We start from the raw sequence: 19,365 nt of genomic DNA, 5'->3' as shown, positions 1-19,365 counted from the left end.
GGACCTTTAATTTAATTTAGGTCTTTAAACTCCTCATATATTCCTTTTCTAAAGTTATATCAAATTGTTAATATTAGCCAGGTATTAAATCTTTTTTTTATATAAATTGATTTAATGTTTTTAAACTATCACAGAGTACATTAAATACTTTGTTTAAATATTAGAAGATTAATATGGCAAATAATTCTTTAATGAGTCCCTAGTGAGATTTATATATGAGGTTGATTATCTTCTGATTATATGAGAAATTATCTTGGCAAGAAAGATTTAATGTTGATAGCCAATCCTCTGGGCATAATAATGCAAGGCATAGGTGCAGTGGTATTAATACCGCTAATAATTGCCATTATATATCAGGAAGCTAATTTCATTGAGTTTATAGTTTTTGGAGCGTTTTCGATTGCTTTGGGTTCTATTCTAAGACGTTTACCCTCAGACTACAGTCAATTAAAACTTAAACATGGTATGATAATTGCTTCCATAGCTTGGTTATGGGCTGCGCTCATTGGAAGCTTCTGTTTAATTTATGGTACAAATGTAGATTTTTTAAACGCTTATTTTGAAAGTATGTCTGCCTGGAGTGGTAGTGGTCTCAGCATATATACTGATGTTGAAATCTTACCCAAATCTATACTATTTTTAAGAAGCCTTGAACAGTGGGTGGGAGGTCTAGGAGTTGTCATTGTTGTAATTGGAATTTTAATCCGGCCAGGAACTGCCGCGGCACGTTTATACAAATCTGAAGCACGTGAGGAAAAGATTAAACCCAGTATAGCCAGTACTGTTAAGACCATCTGGTGGATATATCTTTTATACACAATTGTGGGGATTTTTCTTTACGTTTTAGCCGGAATGAACCTTTTTGATGCTATAAACAATACATTTACCAACCTTTCCACCGGTGGAATGTCCATTAAAAATAACAACATTGGTGCCTATAACAGCACCGCCATTTACATCATCACCATGGTACTGATGATTATTGGAGGTACCAGCTTCCTGGTTCATTACAAAGCTTTAAAGGGACGTGCCATCGATGTTTTCCATGATATCCAGTTTCAAGCCATGATCATTATAATAAGCGTGTTTTATATTCTTCTGGTAGTAAATGCTAAGTTTGCCTCTATGGATTCTGTTTTCTTTGTTGTTTCTGCTCTCAGTTGTACTGGATCCAGTATTCAGCCTGTCAGCACCATGATCAACTGGTCTGACTATGCTAAGGGGATTATCATAGTAGCCATGATCATTGGTATGTCCGCAGGTTCCACCACCGGAGCCATAAAGCTCATAAGGGTGGTGACCCTTTTTAAAGGATTGTACTGGGAGATTAAGAGGATATTATCCCCCCAGGGATCTGTGATTCCTCGCAAAATCAGTGGAAGACCCGTAGGAGATGTTGAGATTAGAGAAGCAGGAAGTTACACCTTTATTTACCTTTTCTTTATATTCATTAGCTGGATAGTGTTAATGCAGTATGGCTACGGAGGAATCAATTCACTCTTTGAAGTGGCCTCGGCCCAGGGAAATGTAGGGCTTTCCATGGGAATTGTAGGGGCCAATATGCCTGATGTGGCGGAAATATTCCTAATATTCAATATGTGGATAGGCAGACTTGAAATTATACCGGCATTAGTCTTGTTTAAAGGTTTATGGGATGCTTTAAAGGGATAAACATTTAATATAGTGATAATCAGTTAAAAAGAAGTTTTCACATGGATCTATTTACCCACTTCATTGTTCCCTTTGCCATTTTAGTCTTTTTAAAATTCAAAGACACAAAAGATAGGTTATCAGGCGCTTTCGGAGGTATATCTGTTGATTTTGATTTTATAATCTTCGCAATAGGATTTCTTGCCCCCGAACTATTTATTTTCACCCACCGGGGAATAACCCACAGTTTCATCTTCGGATTTATAACTGCAATTATTTTTATTTTCATAATTTCAAGGCCAAAGGTACATGGTCTGATAAATTATGTGTTAAAAAGAAATGTTAAGGTAGAATTTAACTTGCGCAGTTTAGGATTAGCATACTTTGGAGTTTTAACCCATCTTTCCCTGGACTTTTTAACCACTGGAGGAATACCACTCCTATTCCCATTTTCTCTTACTCGGTTTTCTGCCAACCTATACTACTACACCGATATGGCCACAACCATAGTGGCCCTGGCAGTTCTGGTGATACTTTACCTCCGCATAGATTTTAAATATAAAAAGATTGCCCTAGCTGCATTTATGATAATGTTAATTTCATTGGGAGGTATTAGAGCCTGCGAAAAAATGGATGCCCTTCAGAGCCAGAGCATCAGCAACAGTTACACCCATATAACTGCCTATCCCACCCCTGATATTTTCACCTGGACTATGGTAGAAAGTGATGGAAATGGCAGATACCAGGTTTTCACCTATAATACCCTGGAAAAGAAGTCCTCTAATTGGAGGGAATTGAATAATCTCACCATCAACAATGGGAGCTATGAATCAGCAAAAAAAGCCATGAAATATGCGGATAACCTCCCAGAAGTTGTGAAATTCAAATGGACGTCACCATATACTGCAATCAATGTAACCAAAATGGAGGGAGGATGGAATATAACCTATTATGACTTTATTGGATTTCATTATGGAATAAAGGAGTTAAACGTGCTGGTATCTGAAAATCAGATATAAAAAATGAAACTATATTGAATTTGAAGTTTTAAGGATATTTATTTTAAGGATATTTATACCCGTACTAGAAATACTTAAGGAAAAAACCTTCAGAATACATTTTTTACTAATAATATCCTTTAGAAATCTCATAAGCCAGTTTAACATGCCTCGATCCATGGTTAACTGCAGGACCGTGCCCTGGAAGTAAATATTTGATGTCCAGTTTACTCAATCTTTCCAAGGATTTCCTCATTTCATCCATACTACCACCCAGATCCACTCTGCCGAAACCTCCACCTGAAAAAACTGTGTCCCCTGAGATGAGAGTTTCACCATTGTATAGACATATGCTTCCAGAGGTATGGCCTGGTGTTAGTAAAACTTCGAAGTCGTGTATCTTATCGCCTTCATCCAGTTTATGAGTCACTTCCATTTTTTCTATGGATCTTCCGAACATATGGGCCAGTATGGCGTCCTGATCACCTCGTTCAATTGCCACTGCATCAATAGTGTGCATGGACACATCCAGATCCAGGTATTGATTTCCTCCGATGTGATCATAATGATTATGAGTGTTCACAATGAGTGAAAGATCATCCACACTGCTGCCTGCTTCTTTAATGGATTTCTCGATGTAATCCATGTTCTGACCGGTTCCTGTATCCACTATGATGTCCTCAAAGATGTAAACATTAGAATCGTATCCCATCCCCTCAATTACAATAACATCGCCCATTTTTATCAAAATACATCCATCCTATTGGATTAAACCTTTTTTATACATTATAATTATTTTATAATTATTGAATGTTACCTTAAATCTAAAAAAAATCGTTCCATATAAAATAAGAAGTAATGGGGTCACCGGGATTTGAACCCAGATCCTAGGATTTCTCTTGTCTCAGTACTCCAATCGATCATCATCCGATTGAATACCATAACGTCAGAGCGCGCGTTTCCTCAAAGACAACTGGAGTCCCAGATGATAGCCTGGTTACACTATGACCCCTGACAAATAGCCATTCATAATGACCTTTTTAATGATTTAAAGCCAAGGGAGAGATTTGAACTCCCGTGTAATGGATCTGCAGTCCACCGCTTCGCCTCTAAGCTACCTTGGCTCATTAGTTACGTTGCGCACTGTTAATATTTAAACCTTACGGAAGAAAAAATTAACCTGTTAAAATAACTTCAATTGCGTTAATGAATGTTTTTAAAACTTAAAATTAGATTTAAGCTATTGAAGAATGATTATTTGTTTAGCTGTAGTCTGAGGAGGATATGATTTTATGAATGGTCCGGTGAACATGACTGCTACTTTTCCCCCTGACTTGAGGTCAGTGAAAGATGCATTTTCACGTTTATTCCCATCCTTTTTAAGAATAACTGTGTCATTATTTATTCTAACAGATAAATTGTGTGTTTGGCTGTTACCAGCAACTGTTCCCTCCACTAAAATTGCATTAAATGTGTTATTTTCATTTTGAGGATTGGCCTGGCAAACTCCAATTATTACACCATTCATGTCTGCCTTTTCTTCCCCAGTTGCAAACATAACCCCATATACAACACCCATCATCAACACCACCAATATTGCAAACAAGGTTATGACTTTCATCTTCTCAAATCCTATTCTTTGATAATTACTGGCACCTTATTCCAGTTCTAGGAGATGTATTAGTTAATACTACTATAAATGGTTTGTTGCTTTACATCTTCTTCCTAGGTTATAAACAAACTATTCAACATAACTTGATATAAAAATAGCTACATTGGGTGTTTGATAGTGGCAAATGTCCTTGATCCGGTAACTATTCTAAACCTGTTTTTCTGCATAATGAATAGCTGGTTTAGGTTAGGAAAATACCGCGAAAAAACAGCCTAATCGCCATTTAAGTAGCAATAAATTTGGTTTATTTGGTATAGCTCATTTAGAAATTATTCTTGGGGTGAAAAGCTCAATATTTCCATCCTTATCATAAGATCCGTTGCATATCTGGTGATAATTTACGCCCTTTATAAAACTGCCATAGGACACTGAGATAAAGAATAATTTTTAATTTATTTTGTGAAAAATCGGAATTTTAGATTCTTTAATATCAAAAATAGCTACCAATGGTAATTAATTGACCCATTCCTCATTCAAGGTCCGTTTTATGTATTCATTTTTTCCAGCGGTTGCTTTAAAAAGTTCATCAAACACCAGAGGTGTTCTCATCTCCAGAACTTTAATCCCCTCCTGAGTTATGCCCCCCTTAGTAGCTACTCTCTTAATTAGTTCATCAAAACCCATATTTCCTTCACATAGAAGTTTAGCAGTCCCATAAAGTGTTTTTATTACCATTTCCTCTGCATCTTCTGGTTTTAAATTACTGTTGCTGATTCCAACATTGGTAAATTCCCTGAAAATTTGGGCAATAAATGCCTATCAATAATCTGACGATGAACCTGAATAATCTGAATAATATTATAGCTGAATGATTCATAATCAGCCAACTAAAAAGTCAAGACTGTTGGAATATTTTTATAGGCGTCTTCAACACTTTTGGAACTGACCATTACTTTTGTAACCCTGCTATCAGGAATGCTGTAAATATAAGGATAATCTTCTTCTCCGTCATCCTGAATAGGAAAAGCTAATTTCTCTTTATCCATGGAAAACTGGGCATCAATACCCTTATAGTTTCCCCGAGCATCTATTCGAACCCATTTTTCCCTGATAAAAACTGCGTTTAGGCCATGAACTAGATATCCATCTTCATGAACCAATCTTTGGTAGCAAAATCCAGTCGGAATTTCCATAAACCTTAAAAGAGCGGCTAATAAGTTAGATTTAGCGAAACATGTGCCATGACCTTCTTTTAAGACCTCTGAAGCCTTGAATGTTACCACATCCTGTCCGGAGTCCATGGAATGATCTATCTCATCCCGAACATAGTGGTAAATAGTTTTCACCATTTCCAGCCTATCTAAATCCGAGGATAGTTCCAGGGCTTTTTTCTGTATTTCAGGATTTTCATAGTCTAACCATTTAGAAGATCGCGTATACTCTTTTAAATCATCTTTTTGTATTAAATTAAGCATTTGAACCCCATATTAAGCATATTATATTCTTTAATTATTTTAACTTTTCATTAAAGACCTTATACTTCAAATATATGATATCACCCTTTACTTTTTCCATATTATCCAAATATAACTTAATCGGAACATCATTCTCCTCCAGATCCGGTGCCTGGAAAATTGAATTGGGTGTTGTGCCACCTACCAACTCAGGATGGATCAATAGATGTACTTCATCAGCCAAACCCTCCCTCAACAGAGCACCATTAAGAATCCCACCACTGTCAACCCTTAACTTTTTCACCCCAAAATTGGTGTTAAGTTCATCCAGGGCAGCTTCCAAATCAACCCGCTGATATCCCACCACCAAATAATCAATATAACGCTCATCCAGAAAATCCAGATACTCTGAAGGAGTGGAACGGCTGCATAAAACCAGCACATCCTTGATATATGGCATTTTTAAAAGTTCGCTCCAGATACGAATCTTTCCCCGACTATCTGGAACCACCAGCAACGGCCGGTCATCTGCAGCATCCTTCTTTCTAGGTTTGAAGGCATCTTCAGCTTCTTCTACAGTTTCACCAGCTTTGACACCGAACCCGGTTAAAACAGTATTGCTACCCATTAAAACTGCATCAACATCCAATTCAGTTGCTAATTCATAGTATAATTCCACATCTGCATTGAAACCTGTGATTCTACCATCTAAACTCATTGCATTATATAAAATAACCCATGGTATCATTAAAGCCCCCCATTTTCATCATTTGATTTTATTTATTAATTTAACAAATTATTCAAATTATCAGTGGAAAATAAATCATCTTCTTCCAGCATTTCACCCATGTTATCTTCATGGACGTGCGAAAGAGATTTTTCCATGGCTTTTAAACTGGAATACATAAGTAAGGTGGGTAAACTAATCCTGGCCACACCAATTTTTTCCAAATCCGAAATACTGAAGTTCTGGATGTTATAGGGCATTCCCGCGGCAATAGTTACAGGACCTTTGACTTCCCGGGTAATAGTCATTGCTTCGTCCAATGTTGCAGTATAAGTTATGAATGCAAGGGTAGCACCTGCATCAAGATAAGCATTGGCTCGTTCAATGGCAAGATTCAAAGATTCATCCCGGTCAGGAGTAGATTTCAATGCATCAGTGCGGCCGTTTATAACCAGATCAGGGTTTCCTTCGGCTATAGCAGTTTCCCTGGCCACCATGATCTTCTCCACCATCAGTTCCTCATCGAGAATCTGCAAAGGGCCTGATCCTCCCATTATCTGGTCTTCAATATTCATTCCCGCTACCCCTGTATCCATAAACCTTTGAACGGTTTCTATGATAGTTTCAGCATCACCATATCCATCTTCAGCATCCGCCATCACTGGCACATCCACTGCATTTACTATTCGACGGGTCCAATCCAGGTTCTCTTCCAGAGTTACATCGCTCTCCTTTGAGTAACCAGCACGAATAGAAAAGCTGTAACCGGAACATTGAACCGCTTTAAACCCTGATTTCTCGATCATCATGGCACTTATAGGATCATAGGCATTGGGCATGATTAGGGTTTCTTTATCTAAAATTAAATCTCTTAATAACTTGCTTTTGTTCAATATTTCGCCCCCAAAACTATTTAGTAATCTTTTATCTGGTTCACATTCATGAAATGTAAATAATTAATTTCAAACTTTTCTTTGAAATAATGGTTGATTGTTTCTTTAACCTCTTCTAACCATGCTTCGCATTCTTCTATGTGCTAAAAACAACCACTCTGAACATTTTACGGTAGAAATTCTCGATTACACAAAAATCAAGAACACAATCTTGCCATATTCTATCCAGTGGGTCCCCGAAAACTCTTATCTTCCTTTCAGTTTCAGCCGGAGTGTTAGATAAAGGATTTTAATTTAACAAAGACATTAATATTCACCTTTAATATTTACCCATTCATAGAGAATTTTATTCTCGGGTTATTTTGAAGAGTATAGAAAGGGCGATTAACTGCACTATGTTTATTAAAAATAGTGGTAATCTGGGCCCACCTATCTCTGGACCGTAAATTTCAACCTGTCCAAATAGAGGTAACGCCAGGAAGATAGTAGATAAGATGTTCTGAAATAATAGAAAAGTGGAAAAATAGAGCAATCCTATGGTGAATTTGGATTTAACCTGACGGTAGGTTCCCCAGTAAAGATATAATAACCCCATTAGCAGGCAAACATTTAAAATTCCAACTGCAACCGCCACAAATATTACCAAACCACCAAACTGACCATATTCTGCTAGTACCATGCTTTAACCCCTTTATACTTCCTAATCAGAGGAAATTTTTTAATTTATATTTATTTCTTCCCATATCTCCTGAAATGTTTCGTAATTTTCTTCCATTTTATCCGTTAAAAAGTACATTTCACCATACTTCTGCTTGCCCGCAGAGGTTATAATATTATTCTCTTCTAAGACCTTAATGTGATGTCTTATAGTCTTATAATTCAAATTTAAGGCCTCTGAAAGCTGATTAGCATTATAGGGTCTTTGGTTTAATGCTCGGATTATTCGGGCACGATTAGGCCCACCAGATGAACCAGCTATTAACCACCAAAGCAGCTTTCTCATAGGATCACCATATTAGATTGATACTAGCAATAATAATGCAATGTAATAATGCAATGAATATGAATTCATTTACTATAATAACCTTTGATATTAAAATAAATAAACACTATCCAAGGCAGGTTTTAAACTAAAACCGCTTAATTAAAAATAAAGAAAAATAGAAGGATAAAAACTCCTAAAAATCAACAGCACAATTTTAAGGATATATCAGATTTTTCGTGATTTTTAAACCTTTTTTGGCTTATTATAAGTTTTCAGTCCATAATCCTATTGATTCCTTGTTTATTATAACCTTAGGGATTTTAACAGTTAGAATTTATAGATAATTGTGTTCAATTGTATTCATTTTTTTACCATACTTCCTGACCTTGGTTAAAATGAGCCGTGAATATTTTGTCTGGATCACTGGTTTCTTCTACATTAGGAATTTTAGCATTTCCAAGGCTCCCCCATCCCTGGGGAACATATAGAATAAAATCTAAAAGATCTGCTCCTTTAGAAACTGCATTAAAGTATGCATTTAAGGCTTCCGGATCAGATTCACCCTGATCAACACTCCCAGTGTATAAGCCTTCATTTCCAGTTTTATCTGCATAACTGAATGCCAGCCCATAAAGGGAGTTGATGGTGATTTTATCTGGGGTTGAGGCACCATATATGGAACTGGATAACATGGTATGTTTTGCAAGCTCCCAGCTCGGCCACAAGCCATTTCCCCATTTCATGCCTGATACAAATGGATCTTCACTTTGGGTTTCGGATTTTGACATTTCATAGGCCATGGTAGCAATTCCTACTTGCACGTATTCCTGGGCAAAATCATGTCCCTGGGGATTCCATTTTGCATTTCCATTTTTAAGATAGAAATTCGCATTCTGATAAAAAGGCCCTTTAATAGCTCCAAAATCTTCTGTAATCATCATATGCAATGCATAGGACATTATGCTGAATCCTGGAGTCCAAATACCTTTCCGTCCATTCTCATCATAATCAATAATCCCATCATGGTTTTCGTCAAAACCATCCATGAATTCTTTGAAAATTGAGGTTCCTGTTAATTGATCGTTTGCTTCTGCATAGCTTAAAATAGTTTTTTGCATATCCCATAGCATGCAACTGGGATTATAGTACATGGTTTTAGTCATTAGTTCAACGAATTTTTCATTCTCAATTCTGCCCAGATGACCGGCCATTGAAGTTAAGGGAGTGCTGGTCACACTATCCCAACCGGTAACAAAGTATTTTTGCTGTCCTATTCCTCTTTTTTCAGCATATTCATAGAGATTATACCTGAAAAGTGGTGAATCAAGTCCTTCTTCAGTTTTTATGTTTTTTCCATCTATTTTAGCCACTGGAACGTGTCGAACGAACTCAGTATTCCAGTTATTTTCTTCTTTGAGTTTTATTCCTTCAGACATGGGAACTGTTTTGAAGCAGTACCGTGCACATAAAAGATCCAATGCAACACAATCTAGGGAAGACCAGATATATCCTTCAGGGATTCTAACTGCAATACCCTCTGGATTATGGTTAAGATTGATCATGTGCAGGCAATCAGAAACATGTACCATGAAAACTCCCTGGTTTTGCACTGCTTTGATTACATCCGCCTGGGTTGCTTTCATTCCCCCGGTTTTGGTAACTAGGTATGCTCCATTTTCATCCATAATGGGTAAGTTAGTATCTTCATCTATTTCCGCTACCCATGGCATATGTGGTAGTTTACCTTTAAAAGTTGGATTCTCTGTGGCAGGCATTGCATATTCCCATGAATTACTGCTTTTAATTGAGCTTGAAGGACATTCAGTTGGATAAAGGCCTATACCCAGGTTTTTGATGGCGTTTGTGATAAGGTCCTGGGCATGGATTTTCATTTTAGGAACATTTATCAAAACACATCCAGGGTAATCTTTTATATCATCAGTATTTTGAGGATCGCCCCCAACAACTGCTTTATGCAATGTGATATTCTTGAAATTCTCTCCTCCAGGAACAGGCACTGTTCTCCCCCTGGATGGATCTTCCCCCACTTTGTTTAGATCATAGACCATCAGCCGATCCTGGGCTTTACCAGGTTCAAGATATCTGCCTTTTATACTATCTTCATAGCCATTCATAGGATCATCAGTATGAGAGGAGGGATGATGCTCTTTAAGGTATTTGCGGACAAAATAGAAACCCCAACCTCCATAAAAATCTCCACATCTGCCTTCAAAAACTGCTTCGGTGGTTACCGTTTTTCCTGATTTAAGACTATATACCTTTCCAATAAGAAGTGAAGAGGTGGAGGCTTCACCTAAAGCCATCTGGTAGTAATCAATGTTTAATTTGTCGTGGAACCATCTCATCAAGGCAGCAATCACTGACCAGTCCGTACATACAGGAGCGCCCAGATCTTCACCATGCGTATCCTGATCAATAACCTGAGGACCAACCAGGTTAGGCTTAAACAACAATTTTTTACCTGATTTTATCTGTGATTGTATTTCTGAGACGAAATCCGTCTCCATATCAAGGGAACTCAGGGAGTAATCAACATGGTCATAAATGTAGTCGATTTTTTTAACAATTGTTGCCCAGGCAGATTGATCATCATGGTTAATAAACCTTTGAAGCAATTCTGGAATTTCTGTATAACCCTCTAGAGCATCCATTCTGGCACCGCAAACGGGTGATCCTTGTGAATCAGTATTTTTCTTCCCCAGATCTGAATCTACAAGATTTCCTTTCCCATAATGTTCAACTACAACCATGAAATCACCGTTAAATCTTAGAAGTAAGTTCCTCGCTTTTCGTAGGATTCTCTACGGTCATGGGCCATTTGCAGTAAAATTTTTTCTGCTTCCTCTTTACCCTGTACATAACTTCTCCAGCCTTGGGTAGTAGGTTCCTCAGGTACTATAATTATTCCCTTTTTTTCGGATACCTGATCTAAAATATATGTTGCTGCTTTGTCCACAGGATACGCGTCTTCGGGGATCTTAGCTTCATCATGAATCTTCCCATCAATTGATTTTTTATAGATGGGTGTTGCTATATCAGACGGGCATATGGTCGAAAAATAGAGTCCTTTTTCCGCATACTCGTATTTCAGACATTCTGTGAGGCCGGTCACCCCAAATTTTGTAAGAGAATATAGCGCCTGGAAAGGGAAAGGTATAATCCCTGCAGCTGAGCTGGTGTTGATGATGTGTCCAGATCCCTGTTTCAGCATAATGGGCACTGCTGTATGGACCCCGTAAATAACACTCCACAAATTGGTGTCAATGATATTTTTCCAATCTTCCAAGGTAGCATTTTCAAACGGCAGAGTCCCGCCAACCCCTGCATTGTTGAATAACATGTCCAGCCGACCTTCCTCTGCCACAGTATCTTCAATGGCTTTTTGCACCTGTTCTTGAACTGTTACATCCACTATAATTGTGTGAATCCGATCTCCATATTCTGAAAGCTGTTCTGCGGCGTTTGATACCCTTTCAGGGTTGCGTCCTGCCATGTAAACAATTGCTCCTCTTTTTAAGAGTTCCTCACATAGTGCGTACCCAATACCTGAATTTCCCCCAGTTACAATACAAATTTTATCCTTATAATATTCTGAATTACTCATCATACCACTCCTTAAATTATCATTCATTCTAAGATTCTAGCACCAAACGCCCTAAGAATAGCCTTCCCCTCTGAGAACATAGCATTAGTTATCTTTTTTATAGGTAGGGCAGCGAGACTGTTGATTATATGGGACTGGGCAGGATTTTGCATTGGAGTCATCTCAGTCCACTTTAGACTGGCATTTCCCCTTTGCGCTGTTTCCATTTCCATGCCCTGAGGATAAAGGATAAATTGACTTAATTCAGCCCCGGGAACTCCAACTTTAGGAATATATCTCCACCCAATGGTGTTTAAAGATGAAAACTGCGCTTTGTATTGTTCTAATTCCTCTCCAGTGATTTCATCGGTGGCTTCAAAATTAATGTTTAAAAAAGTGTTTCCAGCATAACTGGCTGTGGTGCTATAGTGAGGTTTTAGAATATGCAGGTCTTCTATATCCGCGTAAATTTTGGGAATTCCTGTTTGTTCACGTCCTCCGAGTATAGGTGTGGTGTTATTTTCCCAGACCACCAGTGAATAGTTTCCATCCACTTGTTCTTTCTTACCATTAAATCTGACCGGTGCAGACACATCAATTAGATTATAGTATCCACCATGCATCCAGTTGATCTCAGTAAACCTGTTGAAAACAACCTGAATCTCAGGAGCCCGCAGTTCAAATCCTTCAGGAATATAATTTTCAAGAAGTTTCTGGTTAGTTTCATAACTGATAGACAGTGCTGTTGCTTTCTGGGTGAGTTTTGCCTCGGGATCAAACTCACCCCCACCGAAATGAGCCGGCATCAGATAGGTGTAGCCTTCTTGTGTTTGGAACATTTTCATTTCTCCATGAATTTTAAGATATTTATTTAATTTGATATTATTTAATTTTTTTGAAACTAGTAGAGGCTGTCTTAATTGTAAATCATGAAAAAATAAACGCCCATATGAACAAAGTCATGAAAGAAGAAAAATTTAATTTAACAAAAATGATTATTAGAAAGCATTCCTAATAATAAAAAAACAACCTTATGAAAAGAGATATAAATATTAAAAGCAGTATAGGGCTTTAAATTATGTTTTAATACTATTCCAGTGATACATACCATTATAAAATTATTGATCATGAAAAAGCAGATTTGGAATTATTAAAAATAGGTTGATGTTTGAGCAAAGATATGAAAATTAAAGGTTTAATGAGTAAAAAAGGTTTTAAATATAATAATTGATAATTATCCCACACAAAAGGCCTTACTGGTTAAAAAATTAGCTTTTTTATATAAATTTAATATTTTTACCTGAAAATTTACCAGATCAAACCCTATTGAAAACAAAAAAAAGCTTATGACAGGGAAAACACCTACAATACAATGCCCCCTCAGAGATCCAATCTAAAAAGTAAGTTAATCAAATTCTACTAATTAGAAATCTATATTTTTTCTAGAATCTGTGTTAAAGAACTGATATTTATGGGTTTTATTAATAACCCTGCATAGGGGGATGCTTTTAATCTTTCTAAAGTTCTTTGATCTGAATGAGCAGTTATGTAGACCACTGGTATTTTGAAACGCTTCCATATCTCATGGGTTGCATCAATTCCGTCAATATTTCCTTGCAGGATGATATCCATTAAAACTAAGTCTGGTTTTTTTATTGCAATTTTTTTAAGGGCATCCTCAGCAGAAGTTGTGATTCCCAAAACTTTGTATCCCATTTGTTCCAAGGTTATCTGCAAGTCCTGGGCGAATATTATCTCGTCCTCAACAATTAAAAGATTACGAATTGATTTATTTTTTTGAGATGAGATCATAGGACTGTTGAGGGTGGATTTTATTTCTCTAGGAGACTTTAAGATAAGATTTGATCCTTTATGGGTAGTTTTAACCCAAAATTTGTTTCGAACGGTTATTACCCTATAGAGGGCAGCGAAAAATACAGGGATCCAATGCAGGCAGAATAACCAGAACCTTAAGCTACGGTAAATAATTATATGCGGTCTTTTATCTACTTCAAAGTACAGACCAGTTATGATGGTTGGGAAAAAGACTAGTGATGCGAAAATCCATAGTATTTCTGGTATGGATGACTTGAATCCTCCTATCAAAAACTGGATAAATCCCAAGACATAGCTAAGTAATATTAGAAATACTATATTTATTCCCACGAGGTAGAAGAGAAAATCTATTCTGCGGCTCAGGGGTATGCCTGGAGTTTTCAGGACTTTCCATGAAGAATTGATCATGGTTTCAAGGTGTCCTTCCGCCCATCTGATTCTTTGTTTTAGGAAGTTTTTCCAGTGAGGAACTGCCTCCTGGTATACAATGGCCTGATCACAGTACTTTATAGTGCCCTGGTCTAACAATACACTTACACTAAGATCTAAATCTTCAGTAATGGATTTCTCATTCCAGCCCCCTACTGATTCTATGGTTTTCCTTTTCACCATCTGTCCGTTGCCACCTAATGCAGTTGCTCCATCTATAACTGTTCTGCCCTTCTGTATAATTCTGTTAAATGTGGCGAATTCATCATCCTGGAGTGATGTGAGGTGGTTTACAGATGGATTTTTCATTCGAACCTTTGCTTGCACTCCCACTACCTCTGGATCAGAAAAGTACTTGGTCATCAATGACAGGAAGTCAGGTTTAACTATGGCATCGGCATCAAAAACTAAAATACATTCTCCCCGACATACCTTTAGCCCTGCATTTAGGGCTGCGCCTTTACCTTTTCCTGACAAGGGAGGTTCTCTTCTAATTAACTTAAAATTTAGAGATTGCTTAAGATTTTCTAGAACTCGAGGTGTTTGATCTGTTGATCCATCATCAACCACAACCAGTTCAAAGTTCTTTTTCCCATCTTTAAAGTAATCCATCTGGCATATAGACTGGACAGACTCTGAAATAGTATGTTCTTCATTATGCGCAGGTACTATTATGCTTACAAAAGGTTTTAAATCCTTTTTTTTAGGATGTTCTATATGGAAAAAACTTGAAATGGTAATTAACAGATAATAAGAACCAAATGTAAATAATATAATTTGAAGCCAGATAACATCGGAATTAATCATTGTATGGGCAATCAACAAAGCTACCATAAAGAGGATTGCCAGAGCACCTATACTTACCTTCCATCTCAGCCAAAAACTGTTAACATTATTCAAAAACTTCTCTAGGGCCAATCAGCACACCTGTAATATTAATTCGTGAAATAAAACTAGCACTGATCATGTTGCTATGCTAAGTAAAAATTGTATTGTCTAAACAATTATACATAAATTGCTATATAAATGTATAGTTTGAATGTATAGTGAATACTATACATTGACTAATAACCCCTTACATCACAACTGGTGTAAGTCATCACAGACTCTTGACTGATTTTAATCATAGCAATAAACATCCAAAACCTTATGAAAAATTTTTTTGATCTTTCTTGTTTCTAGTCCGCTTTTTTCCACTGGATGATTCTATTATCAACAAAAATTCTAAAGAAGACTATCCAGTAACATGAAATAACATATCCATGAATTTAGCACTGATATTCAGGAAATACCATAGTCTAAAAAGTATTAATTACTAAATAAAGCCTATTGAACTTTTTTTAGCTTTACGAGTTACCATAGTTTTTGTTGATCATTTCATAAAAAATTGGTATGATCTCTCTTGAGGGTTCCTAGTTCCTAATAATACTCTAAATTAAGATGTTGAATAAACTTGAGATTATTCATGAAAGAAAAGATATTTGCCTGTTTTATATGTTAATAGACTTTTTACCAGTTGGATCTAACAAATGTAAAAATCAATCCCACCAATATTTTACAGAGCCCCTAAAATAAGGTCAATAATCCTATTTCTTAAGAATATGAAATTAATAGAATTATCTGAAGTTTATGAAAAGTTTATGAAACTTTGCTTCTTTTTCCAATTTCCCCGGAGATGATCATCATCATGATTATGCTGATCATGTAAACTACTATTATCATGGCCATGACATCATATTCCGAGCTGAAATTGGCTATAGCTACCACAAAAGCAGCAGAGGAGTTTCTTATAGCAGTACCCAGACCTAGCACTGTTTTTGTATTCTGGGAAGGACCGCCAAGTAAGTATCCGATTATAAAAGCAGTTAATACGAAACCAAAAGCAGCTATCAATGCTCCAGTACCGAATACTGCCAAAAAGTCCTGGTAGTTTAGAATCAAGTAAAGAACTATTACTGTAAAGATGAATATGTTAGATATCTGGTTAAAAGTTGGTTGAATAGTTTTAGCTATTTTATCATACCGTGATTTGATAACCGTTCCACTAATTAAGGGTATGAATATCAATACCAGCAGGGAAACTGCTATAGATAATGGATTCACCGATACGCCGGGTAAAAGAATAGAAAGGACCAGTGGCATGTAGATTAACGTGACCATGGATAATATTAACATCAATCCCACTGCAAAGGCAATATCTGCCTTGGTAAATTGAACCAATTTCAGCATGAAAGGTGAACCTGCACCTGCAGCCATTAAAATCAGGCCTATGGCAAGACCTTGCTGGAGAGGAATTATCTGCAGTATAATATAGGTTAAGATTGGCAATATTACGAAATTTGCGGCTAAAGACTTTAATATAAGATTTTTATCTTTTAACGGCTCTATAAATTGTTTAGGGTAAAAACTAAGCCCCATAGATAACATGGTGCTTACGATGTATATTAAAACACTTAAATTAGCAAACTGCTGAAGAATAACTTCCATTTGAATTTACCTCATTGTTTTTCTGTTTAATTTTATCATTGAAACTGGTAAACGTAGCATGCGTGAAAAATTTATATGATGGAAAAAAACTCCCATATTAATCACAGTATCATATCTGACACTTTCACATCATGAGGATGATATTTTACATTTTTATGGAGTTCATTACTAGTAATAGCCTCTTCTGGGCACCAGTGAAAACAGGCTAGGCAAAATTCCGTACTATCCTTGGAACCCCACCCTATGGTTCATAATGTGGGGAAAACAACACCCATCACATCTGCATCAGTTTTTATCTTCTTTATCTGCATAGAAGCGATGGGAATGAGTTCTAATCCCATTTTTCGGGCTATGTCTCTGGCTACAACCAGGGAATTGCCAGTAACTGAAAAATAATAAATTTCAGGGCTCATAAGCCCATCCTTATCATTTTCGAACTTTAAACTTTAAAATATTACACTGAATTTCCGGGTCAAGTCATTGATTTTTTTATTTATGTCACCCCTCCAGACCACGATATCTGTACCCACAATAGTAGCCCCTTTGGACTGGCATATTTTTTCCATCTGTCCTATGGCCCGGGTTCCACCTGTGAAATTTAATGGTAATGCCTTGGTCACGTAAAGTGCCACTTTTTTATCCTGCAAGGATGGGATTTGTTCTAAGTACACCTTCATTGCTGGTGCCAGTGAAAAGGCATGTACTGGAGAGCCAAAGACTATGGCATCGTATTCTGCAACCTCTGGAGGGTTTTCGATCTGTATATCTTTACCCTGAGGTTTATTACCCCCCACCATATTCACCCTTTCAATATTCACATCGTTACCCGCTTCCTGAAGCTTTTCATGGAGTTTTTCAGCAACAGAATAGGTATTATTGGTTTGGGAATGTACTATAATTCCTATTTTCATCTATATTAACCCCCTCTAAATGTTTATACCTCGGTTAAATTAGTCCAGGGGAATGGTTCCCCATGGCCCGGGTAAACCTGATTAATATTTAACTTTTTTAGTTTTTCTATGCTTTCTTTTGCCTTGACCTTATCATCCATGATGGAATGGACGGATGCTTTTCCATTGCTTGAAAAGAGATCCCCACAGAAAAACTCGCCATTTACTGTTAGTACGCCTATTGAACCCGATGAATGTCCTGGAATGTGGATCACCCTAGCATCCCATCCGTACAAGTTGAGATCATAACCATCATCCACCAGAATATCCGGTGTGAACCTGTTGGATTTACTTAAACCCATAAAAGGACTTATTATCCTAGATATGATGTTTCCTTCCCTATTGTACAACATATCCCCCTTTTCAACCATCCCTAAATCACCCAGATGCATGGCTACCCTTGTACTGTATTTATCACGGATAAAGGCGCAGTTTCCTGTGTGGTCAGTGTCACCATGGGTTAACAAGATTAACTTAAGATTTTGAGATGTGCAACCAGCTTTTTCAAGCTCTTTATCTATTTTATTACGATTTCTTGAGTCTCCAGTGTCTATCAGGATAAAGTTTCCCTCAATTCTTACTAAGTAGCAGTTTACACTGGCTAATCCACCAAATATTTTTAAGTGAATGGTTTTTATTTCTTGACTCATTGGGTTACCCACATGTTTTTTTAAAAAATATTCCTGATTGAATAACAGCCTTCATTCATTTTAAATTTACATTATCGACTCTTCAGCCAGTTTTTTATCATAGAATACCAGTAACAGGTTGAGTATGGCCATGGAAATAAATCCTGCCAGTCCCATCACTCCCACTGTGAGATCGCTTCCTCCACTGGTAAAAAGTATGGCTATTCCTGCGGTGGCATTCAGGGTCCCGTGCATTATAGCTGCAGCAATGACTGATCCAGAACGGATACGAACGTAAGCGATGAGGGGGGTGAAAAGAACTGTGAAACCAATCATCATGAACACGCCAATGATTGGGTTTTGAGGATAATTATAACCCTGAATTATGATGGGAGCGTGCCATAATCCCCATATCACACCTATCACCAGGGACATTTTCCAAAAACTCATGTAACTGTATTGTTTCTGGAGGAATCCCCTCCATCCGTATTCTTCACCAAAGGCAGCCACTGCATTGATGGTTGCCCCATATATCAAACCCTGAATTATCATGGTTACGAATATTATTAATGGTGAACTTGTTATCTGAGCTTTTAGCATTTCTAATTGTTCGGGAGTTAGGGATTCGCTTAATCTGGCTATGAATCCTTCCATTCCTGGCGAGTATTGAACTCCTGGAATGAGCAGACCCACTGCAAAGGTTAAAATAGATAGAATCAAAGGTAATATCCAGGCAACAACCCACCACCAGTTAAATTTTAATGATAAACCCAGATCCTTTAGGGAATCTTTATAAAGGAATTTCTGCAGTATGATGGCAATTATCATCGGGATGAACATGTATCCAATGGCCATGAACATGAAGCCCGGGTCTTGAATCCGTCCTCCCATCAGATAATAAACTGAAGCAAGGAGGTAACTGAAAATGAATGTTAAAATAACAAAATACAATCCTTTCTTCTTCATCAATTTCTGATCTTGTTGATTAGGATCCAATTGTGTTCCCCCTTACATATCTTCATATAAAGAATAGTTAATTAATTTAATTATTTTTCAAAATGAATGTGAGTTCACACCTCCCTGAATAACTATTGGTAAATCTTAATTTCCT

At 37.0% G+C, this 19,365-nt stretch carries 19 protein-coding genes and 2 tRNA genes; 2 read left to right on the top strand and 19 right to left on the bottom strand.

The window, feature by feature from the left end:
* Window positions 1-240: 240 nt before the first annotated feature.
* Together HVN35_04460 and HVN35_04455 are read left to right on the top strand one after the other, a co-directional pair.
* Complete coding sequence (locus HVN35_04460; GenBank protein NYB51795.1) at window positions 241-1,671, top strand: TrkH family potassium uptake protein; 1,431 nt, start codon at window positions 241-243, stop codon at window positions 1,669-1,671.
* 41 nt (window positions 1,672-1,712) lie between these two features.
* Window positions 1,713-2,669, top strand: a complete 957-nt coding sequence (locus HVN35_04455) for a metal-dependent hydrolase (GenBank protein ID NYB51794.1) — start codon at window positions 1,713-1,715, stop codon at window positions 2,667-2,669.
* A 106-nt stretch (window positions 2,670-2,775) separates the two neighbouring features.
* On the opposite strand, the gene HVN35_04450 is transcribed toward HVN35_04455, so the two are convergent.
* From HVN35_04450 to HVN35_04360, 19 genes are all read right to left on the bottom strand, one after another.
* Window positions 2,776-3,396: an MBL fold metallo-hydrolase gene (locus HVN35_04450; protein NYB51793.1), complete on the bottom strand. Its 621-nt coding sequence runs from the start codon at window positions 3,394-3,396 to the stop codon at window positions 2,776-2,778.
* A 111-nt stretch (window positions 3,397-3,507) separates the two neighbouring features.
* Window positions 3,508-3,660: transfer RNA gene (locus tag HVN35_04445), tRNA-Trp, on the bottom strand.
* Window positions 3,661-3,700: 40 nt separating this feature from the next.
* A tRNA-Cys gene (locus HVN35_04440) sits at window positions 3,701-3,772 on the bottom strand.
* A gap of 116 nt (window positions 3,773-3,888) precedes the next feature.
* Window positions 3,889-4,269: a DUF3221 domain-containing protein gene (locus tag HVN35_04435; protein ID NYB51792.1), complete on the bottom strand. Its 381-nt coding sequence runs from the start codon at window positions 4,267-4,269 to the stop codon at window positions 3,889-3,891.
* Window positions 4,270-4,773: 504 nt separating this feature from the next.
* Window positions 4,774-5,070, bottom strand: a complete 297-nt coding sequence (locus HVN35_04430; GenBank protein ID NYB51791.1) for a hypothetical protein — start codon at window positions 5,068-5,070, stop codon at window positions 4,774-4,776.
* A 77-nt stretch (window positions 5,071-5,147) separates the two neighbouring features.
* A complete protein-coding gene (locus tag HVN35_04425) occupies window positions 5,148-5,735 on the bottom strand; it encodes a transglutaminase domain-containing protein (GenBank protein ID NYB51790.1) in 588 nt (195 codons plus the stop codon).
* Window positions 5,736-5,769: 34 nt separating this feature from the next.
* Window positions 5,770-6,462: a RibD family protein gene (locus HVN35_04420; protein ID NYB51789.1), complete on the bottom strand. Its 693-nt coding sequence runs from the start codon at window positions 6,460-6,462 to the stop codon at window positions 5,770-5,772.
* A 35-nt stretch (window positions 6,463-6,497) separates the two neighbouring features.
* The gene (locus HVN35_04415; GenBank protein ID NYB51788.1) at window positions 6,498-7,334 is read right to left on the bottom strand and encodes an isocitrate lyase/phosphoenolpyruvate mutase family protein; all 837 of its coding nucleotides are present in this window, start codon (window positions 7,332-7,334) and stop codon (window positions 6,498-6,500) included.
* Window positions 7,335-7,680: 346 nt separating this feature from the next.
* On the bottom strand, window positions 7,681-8,013 hold the full coding sequence (locus HVN35_04410) for a hypothetical protein (protein NYB51787.1): 333 nt from the start codon (window positions 8,011-8,013) through the stop codon (window positions 7,681-7,683).
* 39 nt (window positions 8,014-8,052) lie between these two features.
* Complete coding sequence (locus HVN35_04405; GenBank protein NYB51786.1) at window positions 8,053-8,337, bottom strand: winged helix-turn-helix transcriptional regulator; 285 nt, start codon at window positions 8,335-8,337, stop codon at window positions 8,053-8,055.
* 350 nt (window positions 8,338-8,687) lie between these two features.
* Window positions 8,688-11,090 (bottom strand): DUF362 domain-containing protein, encoded by a 2,403-nt coding sequence (locus HVN35_04400; GenBank protein NYB51785.1) that lies wholly within the window; start codon window positions 11,088-11,090, stop codon window positions 8,688-8,690.
* A 17-nt stretch (window positions 11,091-11,107) separates the two neighbouring features.
* Window positions 11,108-11,944 carry an SDR family oxidoreductase gene (locus HVN35_04395; protein ID NYB51784.1) on the bottom strand — a complete coding sequence of 279 codons (837 nt, stop codon included), beginning with the start codon at window positions 11,942-11,944 and terminating at the stop codon, window positions 11,108-11,110.
* Window positions 11,945-11,967: 23 nt separating this feature from the next.
* Window positions 11,968-12,762: an acetoacetate decarboxylase family protein gene (locus HVN35_04390; protein NYB51783.1), complete on the bottom strand. Its 795-nt coding sequence runs from the start codon at window positions 12,760-12,762 to the stop codon at window positions 11,968-11,970.
* Between the two features lie 592 nt (window positions 12,763-13,354).
* Window positions 13,355-15,106: a glycosyltransferase gene (locus tag HVN35_04385; protein ID NYB51782.1), complete on the bottom strand. Its 1,752-nt coding sequence runs from the start codon at window positions 15,104-15,106 to the stop codon at window positions 13,355-13,357.
* Window positions 15,107-15,826: 720 nt separating this feature from the next.
* Window positions 15,827-16,675, bottom strand: coding sequence for a bile acid:sodium symporter family protein (locus HVN35_04380; GenBank protein NYB51781.1), 849 nt, complete (start codon window positions 16,673-16,675; stop codon window positions 15,827-15,829).
* 248 nt (window positions 16,676-16,923) lie between these two features.
* Complete coding sequence (locus HVN35_04375; GenBank protein ID NYB51780.1) at window positions 16,924-17,088, bottom strand: hypothetical protein; 165 nt, start codon at window positions 17,086-17,088, stop codon at window positions 16,924-16,926.
* Between the two features lie 33 nt (window positions 17,089-17,121).
* Window positions 17,122-17,586 (bottom strand): NAD(P)H-dependent oxidoreductase, encoded by a 465-nt coding sequence (locus tag HVN35_04370; protein NYB51779.1) that lies wholly within the window; start codon window positions 17,584-17,586, stop codon window positions 17,122-17,124.
* Window positions 17,587-17,609: 23 nt separating this feature from the next.
* Window positions 17,610-18,275: an MBL fold metallo-hydrolase gene (locus tag HVN35_04365; GenBank protein ID NYB51778.1), complete on the bottom strand. Its 666-nt coding sequence runs from the start codon at window positions 18,273-18,275 to the stop codon at window positions 17,610-17,612.
* Window positions 18,276-18,341: 66 nt separating this feature from the next.
* Window positions 18,342-19,220 (bottom strand): CPBP family intramembrane metalloprotease, encoded by an 879-nt coding sequence (locus tag HVN35_04360; GenBank protein NYB51777.1) that lies wholly within the window; start codon window positions 19,218-19,220, stop codon window positions 18,342-18,344.
* Window positions 19,221-19,365 lie beyond the last annotated feature (145 nt).

Source organism: Methanobacteriaceae archaeon, assembly GCA_013403005.1.
Lineage (GTDB): Archaea > Methanobacteriota > Methanobacteria > Methanobacteriales > Methanobacteriaceae > Methanobacterium.
The sequence above is the reverse complement of the archived record's forward strand: the minus strand, read 5'-3'. Positions and strand labels throughout refer to the sequence as shown.

What these genes read in the sequence shown, in the direction of transcription:
- HVN35_04395 (NYB51784.1), bottom strand. Translation starts at nt 11,944, where the DNA reads ATGAGTAATTCAGAATATTATAAGGATAAAATTTGTATTGTAACTGGG.
- HVN35_04405 (NYB51786.1), bottom strand. Translation starts at nt 8,337, where the DNA reads ATGAGAAAGCTGCTTTGGTGGTTAATAGCTGGTTCATCTGGTGGGCCT.
- HVN35_04360 (NYB51777.1), bottom strand. Translation starts at nt 19,220, where the DNA reads ATGAAGAAGAAAGGATTGTATTTTGTTATTTTAACATTCATTTTCAGT.
- HVN35_04390 (NYB51783.1), bottom strand. Translation starts at nt 12,762, where the DNA reads ATGTTCCAAACACAAGAAGGCTACACCTATCTGATGCCGGCTCATTTC.
- HVN35_04410 (NYB51787.1), bottom strand. Translation starts at nt 8,013, where the DNA reads ATGGTACTAGCAGAATATGGTCAGTTTGGTGGTTTGGTAATATTTGTG.
- HVN35_04420 (NYB51789.1), bottom strand. Translation starts at nt 6,462, where the DNA reads ATGATACCATGGGTTATTTTATATAATGCAATGAGTTTAGATGGTAGA.
- HVN35_04375 (NYB51780.1), bottom strand. Translation starts at nt 17,088, where the DNA reads ATGAGCCCTGAAATTTATTATTTTTCAGTTACTGGCAATTCCCTGGTT.
- HVN35_04435 (NYB51792.1), bottom strand. Translation starts at nt 4,269, where the DNA reads ATGAAAGTCATAACCTTGTTTGCAATATTGGTGGTGTTGATGATGGGT.
- HVN35_04460 (NYB51795.1), top strand. Translation starts at nt 241, where the DNA reads ATGAGAAATTATCTTGGCAAGAAAGATTTAATGTTGATAGCCAATCCT.
- HVN35_04455 (NYB51794.1), top strand. Translation starts at nt 1,713, where the DNA reads ATGGATCTATTTACCCACTTCATTGTTCCCTTTGCCATTTTAGTCTTT.
- HVN35_04400 (NYB51785.1), bottom strand. Translation starts at nt 11,090, where the DNA reads ATGGTTGTAGTTGAACATTATGGGAAAGGAAATCTTGTAGATTCAGAT.
- HVN35_04370 (NYB51779.1), bottom strand. Translation starts at nt 17,586, where the DNA reads ATGAAAATAGGAATTATAGTACATTCCCAAACCAATAATACCTATTCT.
- HVN35_04380 (NYB51781.1), bottom strand. Translation starts at nt 16,675, where the DNA reads ATGGAAGTTATTCTTCAGCAGTTTGCTAATTTAAGTGTTTTAATATAC.
- HVN35_04365 (NYB51778.1), bottom strand. Translation starts at nt 18,275, where the DNA reads ATGAGTCAAGAAATAAAAACCATTCACTTAAAAATATTTGGTGGATTA.
- HVN35_04425 (NYB51790.1), bottom strand. Translation starts at nt 5,735, where the DNA reads ATGCTTAATTTAATACAAAAAGATGATTTAAAAGAGTATACGCGATCT.